The sequence below is a fragment of the Streptomyces sp. NPDC008238 genome, assembly GCF_042956445.1.
In the GTDB taxonomy this organism is placed as follows: domain Bacteria; phylum Actinomycetota; class Actinomycetes; order Streptomycetales; family Streptomycetaceae; genus Actinacidiphila.
In genome coordinates, this window is sequence record NZ_JBIBGK010000059.1 from 1 (window position 1) to 12,947 (window position 12,947).

At 65.0% G+C, this 12,947-nt stretch carries 10 protein-coding genes and 1 pseudogene; 9 read left to right on the top strand and 2 right to left on the bottom strand.

Annotated elements, in window-relative coordinates:
- Positions 1 to 304: 304 nt before the first annotated feature.
- Positions 305 to 790: a MarR family winged helix-turn-helix transcriptional regulator gene (locus ACFZAU_RS41430; RefSeq protein ID WP_500556547.1), complete on the bottom strand. Its 486-nt coding sequence runs from the start codon at positions 788 to 790 to the stop codon at positions 305 to 307.
- 463 nt (positions 791 to 1,253) lie between these two features.
- Here ACFZAU_RS41430 and ACFZAU_RS41435 point away from each other — a divergent pair, with 463 nt between their 5' ends.
- The 6 genes and pseudogenes from ACFZAU_RS41435 to ACFZAU_RS41460 form a co-directional block, all read left to right on the top strand.
- Positions 1,254 to 2,075, top strand: a complete 822-nt coding sequence (locus ACFZAU_RS41435) for a patatin-like phospholipase family protein (RefSeq protein WP_500556548.1) — start codon at positions 1,254 to 1,256, stop codon at positions 2,073 to 2,075.
- A gap of 9 nt (positions 2,076 to 2,084) precedes the next feature.
- The gene (locus tag ACFZAU_RS41440) at positions 2,085 to 2,909 is read left to right on the top strand and encodes a phosphatase PAP2 family protein (protein ID WP_500556549.1); all 825 of its coding nucleotides are present in this window, start codon (positions 2,085 to 2,087) and stop codon (positions 2,907 to 2,909) included.
- 58 nt (positions 2,910 to 2,967) lie between these two features.
- Positions 2,968 to 3,570: a hypothetical protein gene (locus ACFZAU_RS41445; RefSeq protein WP_500556550.1), complete on the top strand. Its 603-nt coding sequence runs from the start codon at positions 2,968 to 2,970 to the stop codon at positions 3,568 to 3,570.
- A gap of 152 nt (positions 3,571 to 3,722) precedes the next feature.
- Positions 3,723 to 4,691: a lysylphosphatidylglycerol synthase transmembrane domain-containing protein gene (locus ACFZAU_RS41450; RefSeq protein ID WP_500556551.1), complete on the top strand. Its 969-nt coding sequence runs from the start codon at positions 3,723 to 3,725 to the stop codon at positions 4,689 to 4,691.
- A gap of 235 nt (positions 4,692 to 4,926) precedes the next feature.
- A complete protein-coding gene (locus ACFZAU_RS41455) occupies positions 4,927 to 6,228 on the top strand; it encodes an ABC transporter permease (protein WP_500556552.1) in 1,302 nt (433 codons plus the stop codon).
- 659 nt (positions 6,229 to 6,887) lie between these two features.
- Positions 6,888 to 7,529: pseudogene (locus ACFZAU_RS41460) on the top strand (sigma-70 family RNA polymerase sigma factor); the annotation flags it as partial.
- A gap of 513 nt (positions 7,530 to 8,042) precedes the next feature.
- Here the strand turns inward: ACFZAU_RS41460 and ACFZAU_RS41465 are convergent.
- Positions 8,043 to 8,651: a TetR/AcrR family transcriptional regulator gene (locus ACFZAU_RS41465; protein WP_500556553.1), complete on the bottom strand. Its 609-nt coding sequence runs from the start codon at positions 8,649 to 8,651 to the stop codon at positions 8,043 to 8,045.
- Between the two features lie 729 nt (positions 8,652 to 9,380).
- On the opposite strand from ACFZAU_RS41465, the gene ACFZAU_RS41470 reads away from it, so the two are divergent.
- The 3 genes from ACFZAU_RS41470 to ACFZAU_RS41480 all read left to right on the top strand — a co-directional run bounded on the left by ACFZAU_RS41470 (position 9,381) and on the right by ACFZAU_RS41480 (position 12,889).
- Positions 9,381 to 10,295: an IS982 family transposase gene (locus tag ACFZAU_RS41470; protein WP_500556554.1), complete on the top strand. Its 915-nt coding sequence runs from the start codon at positions 9,381 to 9,383 to the stop codon at positions 10,293 to 10,295.
- A gap of 194 nt (positions 10,296 to 10,489) precedes the next feature.
- Entirely contained in the window at positions 10,490 to 11,218 is a 729-nt protein-coding gene (locus tag ACFZAU_RS41475) for a nitroreductase (protein ID WP_500556555.1), read from the top strand.
- A gap of 324 nt (positions 11,219 to 11,542) precedes the next feature.
- Positions 11,543 to 12,889, top strand: coding sequence for a GAF domain-containing protein (locus tag ACFZAU_RS41480; protein WP_500556556.1), 1,347 nt, complete (start codon positions 11,543 to 11,545; stop codon positions 12,887 to 12,889).
- Positions 12,890 to 12,947: the final 58 nt, after the last annotated feature.

Here is a 12,947-nt window from a genome sequence, read left to right on the forward strand (position 1 = left end):
CGCAGCGTGAGGCCGTTCATGATCGCGGTTTCGGTGACCCTCCGTGGCCCCAGCACGGAAAGTGATCCAGAACCCACATTAGGCCGCTGCCGACACACGCCACGTTGCACAGCCGACCCGGGAGTGCCAGCAGCTTCGCCAAGCGATGCCAAGAGGCCGCAGAAGCCTCGGCTTCGCGGTCGGGTAATAGCGCATCACCACATCCGGCTCCACTGAGCGGCGCCCCGCGAATTGCTGCCGAGGGCCGCGCATCAGTGCAATGGCGAGGTGGGCAGACGACGGTCGTAGTCCTTACGTGGCTGGCCTACGCGTCGCTGCCCGCAGGATGGGCAAATCGGGTCAACAGATCCGCTAGCTGCTCGGCCTCGCCGGGACCCAGTTCTGCGATCATGCGCTCAGTTACTGGCTCTGCGGCCACATGAGCGGCATCGAAAAGCTCGATCCCCTGCGGCGTGATCTCCACCGCCCGCACCCGCCGGTCCCCCGGAACAGACTTGCGCACGGCCAGCCCTTTGCGCTCCAGGTCGTCCACGACTCGCATGATCCCCGCCTTGTCGGACCCCGTGGCCACACCCAGATCCCGCTGCACCGTGGGTCCGCGGTCCACCAGCACGATCAAGACTGCAAAATGCCGCAGTTCAATGCCAAGCGGTCGAAGCGCCTCACTCATCAGCGCGGCCGCCCGCCAGTGGGCCCGACGCAGCAGTAACCCCAGAGCGAAGGGCGACGCGTCCCCAGGTCGGTCGGTAGCGCGCGAAGTGGTTGTTCCGGACGCAAGGTCGTCACTCATGTCGCAACATTAACAGGCATACCTTCATGTTCGATACGGTATCGATTGATATCAATCACTCCTTCAGGCTGGAGGACTGCAGTTGCCCCCTCGGACGCAGCGGCGGCGCCGAGCCTTCAACCAGAACGGGTAGGTCGGATCGGGGATGCTCCACACCGAATCCCATACGACCCCGACGCCCTCAAGACTCGCACGAGAGCGGCCAAGCCCAGCGGAGCGGCCACGCCCGCGGCGACTCCCCTGACCCACATACATGCAGGTCACAGGCCTAAAGGGGGACTTCGGGTCGCGACCGGACTTGACTAAAAGAAAACGAATATTCGTCTTGACCTGCCGTTCGCGCATGCCTCAGGATGGGCAGCGCTAAACGGAATGACTGTTCCCGGAAGGGGGAGGAGGCGACGTGGTTAGCGTGCCAACCGGCAGGTCGGGAGTGACTCCGTGCCAGGTTCCACTGCATCGCGTGACGCCGGCGCCTACGACGGCTAAGCCGACTCCGTCCAGCACCACGGCGTTCGGGCTGCAAGGTGGTAGGCGTCTGCGCGCGTCGCTGGTCGGCATGGTGCGAGCGCTGACCCCAGCGGGAAGCACACTCGATCTCGGCGTGGGATCCTCGGCAGGCGCTCTCAACGGCGCCGTTTTCGCTGCCGCCCCGAGCGCCGAGAGCATCGACAGGACGGAAACGCTGCGGCTGAGCCTCGAGCGCCGGCACGTCGCGCCGATATCACCGGGCACCCTGATCAGGGCAGCGGTGAGCCAGGGAAAGGCGGCGATTTCCAGCGCGGCACCACGGAAGTTGCTGCGGACCAGGGCCGACGTAAGCCGCCTGCAGGACATCGCCGTGCCAATGCACGTTGTGGCGCCCGATGTCGACACCGGCACTGTGGTCGTTCCATCCCGGGGCACCGCCGTTTCGGCGCTCCTCGCCTCTTCGGCCTTCCCGACGGTGCGTCCCCACGTGCGTGTCGGAGAGCGCCACCTGACCGACGGCGGCGTAACGGCGAAGACGCCCTCACTTCAGGCTGAAGCAGCAACCACCCTCTGCGTACCGCCTGCCCCCGTTACGAAACAGACAGCCCGCCAGGCGCATGCGACCCTGCTCGCCGGCTGCAGAGCAGTGGGTCAAATCTTGGACGAACGGGAGCGACGGAATCCTGCAGCCGTCCGTAGTCCGGTCTTCCCTCCTGCAGCCACCCCCCAGACCAACCTCACCGACTTCCGCGACACGCCTCAGCCGGTCGAAGCCGGCTACTGGCTCCTCCAGCACTTCGCGGCCATGGCGTGAGGATGCCTGATGGCCTTTCTGGCACCCTTCATGCGACGTCGGCTTCCGCATCTCCCTCCCTCCTCGCACAAGCGCGCGCTGCCGCGATGGTGGGCGGAGTTGGCACTGGTGGGGCTCCTGTACGCGGTCTACGAAACCACCCGTGGTCTTCAGCGGGATTGGAAACCCGCTGCGGACCACAACGGACGGAGCATCCAGCGCTGGGAAAACGCGGTGCATCTGGCCCCGGAGCAGTCGCTCAACCAGGTGCTTCACCACTTGCCGGTCCTGGCCGTGATGGCCGCATATTTCTACGCCACACTGCACTACATCGTCACGCCTGCGGTGCTGATCTGGCTGTACCGGGCGCATCCCCGGCAGTACCGCAGCGCCCGCACCTGCCTTGCCACGGTGACGTTGAGCGCTCTCCTCGGGTACTGGCGATTCCCGACCACACCGCCGCGCCTGCTACCCGACACGGGTATTCACGACACCGTGGCCGATGTCGAGCAGTGGGGGTGGTGGAGCGGACAGACAAGCGCTCCACAAGGGCTCGGCAACCTCGTCAACGAGTACGCGGCCATGCCGTCCCTGCACGTCGGCTGGGCCTTGTGGTCGGGGTGGCTGCTCTTCCGCCACGCCCGCGGGAAGGTTCTGAGGGCTTGCGGTCTCGCCTACCCCGCTATCACCACGTTGGTCGTCATCGCGACTGGCAACCACTACCTCGTCGACGCCATCGTCGGGGTTCTCCTCATCATGCTTTTCAGCGTGTTTGCTGGCTTCATCCACACCATCGGCAGACTCACGGCGGGTTGGGGAGTCTCAGCCCAGATCGACCACGAGTACCGCCTCTAACCGCTGCTGCCTCCGGTCCGGTCGCCCCCCTTACACGAAGCTTTCCCAGGTACCCATAATGACCTATTCCTCCCCATTCCCGTTTTCGGACGACGGGGACCGCCCGAACATCGGGCCCAAACCGCTTACAAGCCTGAACGGCAACGGCAACCGCGAGTCCGGAAGCTGGCTGCGCAGTCGGCGTTACGGCCAGGTTTCCTCGCACCTGCCACTGCACCTAGGCGAGGCCTTCCTCGTCAGCCATGTCACCCGTAGTCCGGCAGGAGGACTGGTGCGGTTTCACATACCCGACGCCGACGAAGCCGGCCACTTGCGACGCTCGTGGCGGCGCCGGACAGACATGGGACACCAACTCGCAGGATCTGGCGGCGAACTACGACTGGTCCGGAACTGCCCTCAGGGCGAGAGCGGCAGCGGCCAGGCTCTCATCGCCCTGCTCACGCTCAATGGCATCACCGACGTCGTGCCACTGATCCGGCTCGACCTCGCCAGCCCTTTCCCGTACCCCACCGGGGGAGAACGGGGCCCCACCACAGGTGTCGGTGTCGACGTGGAGTTCCTCGCGGGATTGTGGAACCTTCCTCTCCCCGGACGAGCGCGGTGCCGCGTGCACCTCGAGGGTTCCGCCCAGCTTCTCCCCGACTGGCCGATGCCGCAGTGAGCGACCGATCGGAGGCTGCGGCTGGCCACACCTACGGTCCACATACGGGCACGGCCGACAGCACGGGACAGCCCAGCGACGCGGACGAGGCCACCACTTCGCCGCGTTCGCGCCGTCGTGCGGTGTGGGCCACAAGCGTCATACTCACCGTGGTGAGCACCGAACTGGTGCTGATATCGCCATACGCGCGCCAGGCAGCGGGGCAGTTGACCCACACCCAGCGCAGGTGGCTCTTGCTGGCGCTTGCCACCGAAACGGCTTCCATGATGATGTTCGCCCGTCTCCAACGGCTCGCGCTCGGCACCGGCGGGCTCCGCGTCAGGCTCGGCTCCGCGGCCGCGGCGGTATTCGCGGGTACTGCGCTGGGCGCGACCTTGCCCGGCGGAAGCTTAATCTCCCTCGCCTACCGGACCCGTCGCATGCGCTTTTGGGGTGCCAGCGCACCCCAAATCGGATTCACACACGCAGCCACCGGCGCTCTGAGCACGATCGCCCTCGCCCTACTCGCCGGGCTCGGACATACTTTCGCAGGGGACAACTCTCAGCTCTTCTCGGTCGCGACCCAAGTCGCGGCGACCTGCGCCCTCACCGGCGCCACACTTGCCCTCGTACATCACCCCGCCGTACTGCGGCGGCCCGTGAGTGCCCTCCTTCGCCTATGGCGCAGCCTGCGCCGCGGCACCAAGGAGCACACGTCAGCCGAGAAACTGCTCGACGAGTTGGCTGCCATACACTCCCCAGCCAGCTTCTGGGCGCGCGGCTTCGGCTACGCCCTGGCCAACTGGGGCGGAGACCTTATCTGCTTGCTCGCCGTGTGCCACGCGGTCGGAGCGTCGCCCACACTGAGCACGGTGCTGCTTGCCTACGTCGCCGCGATGGCCGCCGCGTCAGCCATGCCGCTGCTCCCTGCAGGGCTCGGCACCCTTGACGCGGCCCTGATCCTCACACTGCACCACGGCGGAGTGCCGACCAGCACCGCCACCGCCGTAGATCTGCTGTACCGGATGATCACACCCGGCCTGGTCAGTGCGGCCGGATGGATCCTGCTGATTCATCAACGTCGACAGGCGGCCCGCAGCTGCGGGGCACCCGGATCCGACTTAAACACCGCTCCGTGTTGACAGCCGCTGGCACGGCCATGGCCAGAAGAGGCTGACGGCCGGACCCAAGGCAGCGCATCGGCACTCCCTTCTGTGCCCCACCGCCAGACGGAGCCCTGCCTGGCTTACGCCCTGGGGTGACCCCGGAAAGGGCAGATCGCATCACGCCTGCACCTCCGAACTGCCAAGTCAGCAATTCGCTCGCCTACGGCCCGAGTTGACTGCGTCGCAGCCAACCACCCGTTAAAGAAAACGAATGCTCGTCTTGACGATCCTCGGCGAGCAGACCAGACTAATGCTTTATAAAATGATCATTCGTCTTTTTGGAGGCGTGACCGTGAAGAACCCGCCGGTGGGGGTCCTGTCCTGGCGACGGACTGTCCTCATGATCGTGGGATTGCCGTTGGCCATCTCACTGGCCGTGATGGCATACGCATGGCCCGCATCGCGCATCGAGCCGCGCGACCTCCCCGTGGGCATCGTGGGCACCAGCACGGCCAGCCAGAATGCGGTCGAAGGCCTGACACGCGCCATGCCGGACGGCTTCGACTTCCACCTGTACCCCGACCAGGCTTCGGCACGCTCGGCGATCAAAAGCCGGGAGGTCTACGGCGCCTTTGTCATCTCCCCCGGCAAAGTCACCGTCTTGGAGGCCAGTGCCGCGAGTACGTCCGTGGCCCAATTGCTCGACAAGTCCGGACAGCAACTCGCCAGCCGAGCAACAGAGTTGGCGAAGAAGAGAGCCGCCCTTCCGGCTCACGGCTCCCGCGCCAAAAAGGGCGTTGTCAAGACGGTGCCCAAGGTCAGCATGAAAACAATGGACGTCGTCCCTACCGCTGCAGACGACCCTCGGGGAGTGGTCTTCAGCTCGGCACTTCTCCCACTCACCATGTGCAGCATCCTCCTGGCAGCACTCATTACTTTGTCGGGTCTCCATCTTCCGGGGTGGCGTCGATCCATCGACCTGATCATCGTGTGCGCCGTCGCCGGCCTGGCCGCCTACCTGATCACCCAGGGCATCCTCGGCGCACTGCCCCACAAACACGTAGCCACTTGGGCGGCTCTGTCCCTCACCATGCTCGCCATCAGTGCAACTTGTGCCGGCCTGATCAAGCTCATCGGTCATCCAGGGCTCGGGCTCAGTGCCGTGCTCATGGTCTTCGTGGGCAACCCGTTCTCCGGTAGCACGTCCGCACCGGAGCTGCTCCCTAAGGCAGTCGACGACATCGGCCAATGGCTGCCCCCGGGCGCCGGCGCAAACCTTCTGCGCAGCACGGCCTACTTCAACGGCAACGGTTCCGGAGGCCATATCGCCGTTCTCGTCCTCTGGTGCGTGCTTGGGCTGGCATCCGTCGTCTTCGGTCGTCGGACCCTCGTCGCTGCGGGCGACACGATCGATGACGACCGTGAGCCGAGCGAGACGAGTGCTGAGGGCGTACCCGCAGGCGAACCTGCCAATGCCCTTATGCAGCCAACGCAAGGACCAATCCCGTCTCCTTCACTGGCGCTGGAAGTGCGTCGCCCGCACTCGCACGCTCGGCACGCAGCTCACGAATGATGCAGAACGCGATAAGTGCCTGTCGCCGTCCCGCCTGGCGTAGCAGCCTCCCGCCGATCCGGCAGGGCGCCCGCGGACGCGTGGCGTCACAAGCAAAAGCCGCCCGACAGCCAACCCCAAGGAAAGCAGCGCAATGTGGCGTGACCTATAGCGATGACTTGAGCGCACCGGGCCGGTGCGGCAGTGCCTCCTTCGTTCCCCGACTGCACCAGGACGACCGGATCACCACTCGTAGACAGCACAGCCCGCCCACCAGGTCCTGGGAGGAACGAGCGTGGATGCGCAGCCGGCACGGGCGTAGCGACCGGTTCCGAGGTGCTCCAAGAGGAAGCGGTCAAGGCTGGGCGACCCCATCCAGCCGCTGGTGTGCCGTTGTGAGCACTCGGGCCGGCATTGGCCCCCTCAAAGCGATGGGGCCGATGCCGCTGCCGCGAAGTACGACACGTTCATCAAAGCCGGTGCCCCGCCAATCTGTTCGTCAGCGCAGCCGCTACTTACGGGCAGTTCAGACCCGCCGTTTCGCTCAACTCACCACGCCGCCCGGCACTTAACGACCGCCGCCATCACCGACAGGCCATCAGGCTTGAGTCGTTCGTCGGCGGTCGCCAGCCAAAGCACCAAAGCACCAAAGCACCAAAGCAAGGAAAAGAACCATGTCCATGAAGGACAAAGTTGCGTGTGACGCCTGGGACCACCCTGCAACAGAGGCCGTGTTTCATCGGACCTATGGCGGGTTGCTCAGCATTGCATACCGCATGCTAGGCAGCGTCAGCGAAGCCGAGGACGTCCTGCAGGAGGCATGGATCCGCTGGCAGACATGCGATCGATCGCAGGTCAAGAATCCCGAGGCCTTCCTCACCACGATGGTGACGAGGCTAGCCATCAACGTACTGCAATCTGCGAGAGTTCGCCGTGAGAGGTACGTCGGTGTGGTGCTGCCGGAGCCCATAGACACCCTGAGCGATCCCGAGGTTGGCGCAGTGAACAGGGAGACCCTCGAAGGCGCGGTGCTCATGCTCCTGGAACGGCTAACGCCCGTGGAGCGAGCCGCCTATGTGCTCCGGGAAGCCTTCGACTACCCGTACAGACAGATCGCGGAGATCATCGGCCATTCCCACGTCAACGCTCGGCAGCTGGTCTGCAGGGCACACAAGCGCCTGGCCGCTACTAAGCGAGCCAGCGTGGCTACCGAAGATCACCAGCGGTTCCTGACTGCATTCGTGGCAGCCGCCCGCACTGGGAATGTGACCGTGCTGGAGCGACTGTTCGCCGAGGACGTCGTCTCGTACTCCAACGGCAGCGCCGCATGAACCTCGAAGTCGCCCGTCCTGAGCCATCACCGCTTGCCGCAGTGGCGCTACCATTCGCTGAGCCGGTTGCTGGCTCGGCGTAGGAGGGCTTCCGCGGCTTGCCCGGCTCGGTGGCATGTTCAGGTGATCGCGGGCGAGATGTGCAGGACGTGGGACTCGTCGAAGCCTTGCTGATGGGAGCCAAACAGGGCGTACGACGCGAGCCGTTGTACGGCGCCAAGGTCGGCGAAGTCGCAGATCGCTCAGTCCACTACCGCCCCCATTTTCACGTCGCCTTCATGCCCGGCTAGGGCGTCACCCTACGCGACTCAGAAAACGGAGACAGGCGAGTCTCAGCACGCGTACTTGCTCCCAATTCGTGGATATCGCAAGAAGCGACACAGATACAGACCAGTACCCTGTCGGCCCTGCAATACGATCGACAACGTCTACACAGCCTGCTGGGAGACCCTGAAAACTAGGGCCGTCCCAGCAGGCTGTGATTCTTACATAGCGGCACCATTCTCATTTTGGAGACATGGCCGAATCCGGCCAGAGCGCCCTCAAAGCGTCGGGAACTTGCCCCATAGTCTCAGAATCACCCATGGTCAACTGGAGAATATATCCGGGCAGGATACACATAAGCGCGGCGGCGATTGCCTCGGGAGGCACCTCACGCGTGAAAGTGCCGCTCTGCTGGTGCTCGCGAACGACATCTGCGAGAGCAAATCGCATCTGGGCCATAAGGTCGTCGAGCTGGCCTGCCAGCGAGGGGTTCCGGAGAGATTCTGACCATGCCAGCACGGACAGTCCAGCGATATTCTGCTCGGCAGTTTTAGTTTTCACGATGTCCAGAACGTCGGCCAGCAAAGCACCAACGGAATTGCTGGGACGGTTCCTGGCGGCGCTGTGAACCATGGCGAGGACGTCACGCATGTTCTCCTCGACGATCGCCGTGATCATCTCATTTTTGCTCGCAAAGTGCCGATACACCGCGCCCGCCGACAGGCCCGACTCTGCGAACAGGTCTTGCATAGACGTCGAGTGGAATCCGTCGCGCAGGAAACAGCGGCGTGCCGCGTCCAGGATCTGCCTACGGCGGGCCTCCATGTACTCCTGCGTGACCTTGGGCATGGGATCCACCCTCCGCGAAAAAAACGAATCTTCGTGTTAACTTAGCACGCCGACCTGCCCACATCGCCGCAAGCCGGCAGTTCGCCGCGCTGCGGTGCGTGCGTTGCCTTCCACTCAAGCCAAAGTCCGGAAGCCGTGCCGTCGTCCACAGTGCAGCTGACGGCACGCAGCGTGTCACCGGGAAGTCGCATCAGCGGCAGTGTGCCAATCGCGGCCCCGGACTCTCGACACTGCGGGCCTGCAGAGGACATTCGTTTGGTGCGAATAAGGGCCGCTTGTGCTGATAGGCGAGCTACCTCACCTATCGACGTCTGCTCTGCGCCCTCTCCTGGAAACCGCCGATGCCTCCCGCAGCTCCACTGCAATCCGCCAGATCGGCACTGCTCGAGGTGCCGATGGCGGCCAGGGAGTGATAGCCCAACGAGAACGCTCCAGGTCGGGCGACGCCGCCAAGCCAGGCGGAGAGGGGGCGACGCTATAAGAGTTGCCGAGGATCTCCGCATTGCGCGGATGTCCAACCGTCCACGAGGCGATGATCCCGTTTTCCATAGGGCAACATACGGAGCCGGCCAGCCCGAGCGGCGTAGTCGGGGGCTCTGGACCCGGCAGGCTGGGACCCGACCGAACGGCCGGCCCTCATCGCTGCAGCAAGATCGCGTTACAAGCTCTAGATGATCTATTCCTAGGGTTCGGGCCCGTGAAAGGGGTGAGGGTGTCCAAGCTCAGTGTGTGACGACCGAGATAGACACCCTCGCTACCGCACTCTACGTGCGTATCGACGACCTGTTGAAGGATTCGCCTCATCTGGCACCGTGGCGGCCCGCGGTGGGCATCACGCCGCGGCTGTCGGACGCCGAGCTGGTCACATTGGCGGTGATGCAGGCCCTGCTCGGCTACGTCTCCGAGGCCCGCTGGCTGCGGCACTGCCATGCCCGGATGCGGCACCTGTTCCCGTATCTGCCGCTGCAGCCCGGTTACAACAAGCGGCTGCGACGGGCCGCCGAGCTGATTCGGTCGGCGATCCGGGTGCTGGCCACCGACACCGGGCTGGGGAGTGACGACGTGTGGGTGGTGGACTCCACGCCGGTGGAATGCGGACGCTCCAAGGAGGTGGTCAAGCGCTCTGACCTGGCCGGATGGGCCGAGTACGGCTACTGCGCCAGCCACAGCCGCTTCTTTTGGGGTCTGCGCCTGCACCTGGTCTGCACCCTGCACGGTCTCCCGGTCGCCTTCGCCCTGACCGGTGCCAAGGCCGACGAGCGCGAGACGCTGCTGGACCTGCTGGCCGTCGAACCGCAGCTGACCACGGGCCGCCCGGGCCAGACGCTGATCGGCGACCGGCACTACTACGGCCGCGAGTTCGAGGGGCGTCTGGCCCAGCTGGACGTGCGGTTACTGCGGCCGGCCCGCAAGGGCGAACCCGAACGGGCCGGAGCACACCTGTTCAGGCCGCTACGGCAGCTGATCGAGTCGGTCAACGACACCCTCAAGGGCCAACTGGACCTGGAACGGCACGGCGGCCGCACCCCCGGCGGCGTGGCCGTCCGCATCCTGCAACGACTCCTCGCCCTGACCGCCGCCATCTGGCACAACCACCACACCGGCCAACCAACCCTGCGATCGCTGACCGCCTACGACCACTAACCCTTGGAATAGATCATCTAGGTGCGGCCAGACTTCCGCCCACCACGCTTCCACTTCGCTGGTTGACGCCAAGTGCTCATAACGTAACTCTGCGAACCTAAGAATCGCTACGGAAGAGCCATCGGCGTCTTGTCACGTTTGATGTGCTTTAGCTGTCAATTAGGTAGAACGCCACTTGATGAGAGGTGGTGGCTGTGGACGTCTATGAAGCGGTCACAAGCCGACGCGCGGTACGCGGCTTCACCGACCGTCGCATCCCACGACAGGTGCTGGAGCGCGTACTGTCCGCCGCAGCTTGGACGCCTTCCGCATCAAACCTGCAGCCGTGGCACATCTACGTGCTCACCGGCGCCCCGCTGACCGAGCTCAGAAAGCGCGCCAGCGAGCGCGTGGTCTCAGGCGATGCCTGGGACGAGCCGGAGTACGAGCAGTACCCGCCCGCCTTGAAGTCTCCGTACAGCGAGCGCCGCTCCGCCTTCGGTGAGCAACGTTACGGAGCACTTGGCATTGCCCGCGGGAACCTGGAAGCTCGCCAGCGGGCTGCTGCTGCGAACTGGGACTTCTTCGGCGCATCCGCCGCCCTGTTCTGCTACATCGATCGGGACATGGGGTCAGCCCAGTGGGCCGATGTCGGCATGTATTTGCAGACCGTCATGCTGCTCCTCCGCGCGGAGGGGCTGCACAGTTGCCCCCAGATGGCGTGGGCGAAATATCACAGGACCGTCGGGGAGATCTTGTCACCGCCGAAGGGCCTCGTGCTCTTCTGTGGTATGTCGATCGGCTTCGAGGACAACACGGTGGGTTACAGCCGCACACGCCGAGCGCCGCTCAACGAGACGGTCACCTTCGTCGGTGATCAATGCGACACACGCCCCCGCGACCTCGACAAGTCACTCCGGCCTTCCCGGCCAGAGGCCCGCTGACGAGGACCAGCGTTTCTCTGTCGTCAGCACGTGACCGCACCCAGCGCCCACGCAAGGCGAAAGGGCGATACTCAGACAAAAGGACGGGAGATTCTCCACGTGCGGGCGGCAAGGTAGGGGCGGACCGTCCTGGGGCGGCGCCGGCGCCCACATCGAGCAGGCTGCCCTGGGCCCGGGCGGGGTGGCTCACGCGCAAGTCATCCGATCGGGACGTACGGTACTTGTATGTGCACCACACCGGACGATGGTGCTGCACAGCCCCATGGGTGTCCGCACGCTTCGGTCGGTACCGCGGCGGCCTTCCGAGCCGACCTTGACCGGCTGTTGAAGTTCACCGTGCGGGATACGGGCGTGTGCGCGGGAGCGATCTATTTGATGGCCTCCGACGAGTCGACTCTCCGGCTCGAGGTGACCGCGGGGATACCGGCAGAGTTTCTGGCACCTTGGTTCACGGTGGCGTTGTCGAGCCCGATCCCGGTGGCCGAGGTAGTCCATGAGCGGCAGTTGTTTTGGATCGACGACCCTCAGGAGTTCGCCCGCCGGTACCCGCAGATGGCGATCGCCCTGCCACACCACTATGCGGTGGCTGTGGCGCCGATCCTCACCGGTGCTACAGCTTGGGGAACACTGGTGCTGTTGTGGCCTCGTTCCGCCGACACTGCCGCTCCGAGTCGAGAGCGAGTCGCTGCCGCTGGCGAACGGCTGGGACAGTTTCTGCGTGACACCGCTGACAACGGCCACGCCCTGAGACCTGGGCCGAGGCCGCGCACTCTGCCGCAACCGCCCGTCCGTGAGCGGGAGCCGGCCGAGATGCTGGCGGCGGCAGACTTCGGCGAGCGGCTACCCGAGGGCAGTTGCTGCCTCGATCTGGAGGGCAGGTTCACCTATCTCAGCGCCACCGCCGCTCACCTGCTCGGCCATGATCTCACCAGTCTGCTGGGGACACGCCTATGGCAGTCCCTGCCATGGTGCAACGACCCCGCCTTCGAGAAGTACCGAAGCACTGTGATCAGCCGAAAGCCTGGCTACTTCACCGCGATGCGCCCGCCGGACCGGTGGCTCGCATTTGAGCTCTACCCCAACGGTTCGGGGGTGAGCGTTCGTATCTCGCCTACCTATCCCCAGGAGGCCTTGCAAGCAGCGCCCGCAAAAAGGGCAAACTTGCCGGACGAGCCACTCCTCCTCAGCGAGGTCTACCAGGTGCTGCACCTGGCTGCCGCCCTTTCCCAAGCCGTGGGCGTGGGCGATGTCGTCGACATGGTGACAGACCAAATGATGCCGGCTTTCGGCGCCAGGACTGTTGCCCTTCTCGCGGCCGATAACGGCAGGATGCGCATCATCGGCCGTCGCGGATACAGCCCCTGGCTCCTGGAGCAGTTCGACGGAGCACCTTTGACGTCCCCAACTCCGCCGGTGCGGGTCCTCACCACCGGCGTGCCGAGCTTCTTTGCCACCTTCGAGGAGTTGGCCGGGGCGTACCCGGCTGCTCCCCGCCAGGACGGCCTGCAGGCTTGGGCGTTTCTGCCACTGATCGCCTCTGGGCACCCGGTAGGCTCATGCGTTCTCGCCTTCGACCAGCCGCAGCCCTTCTCCGAAAACCAGCGTGCCGTCTTCACCTCGCTGGCCGGACTCATTGAGTCTTTCCCGGTAAGCACCCGTCACTCGTTGTGATCGCTACCCCTTGCGCTGCGGCCTGCGTGGTCCCCAAGTCCAGGCAGGCGTAAGGCCC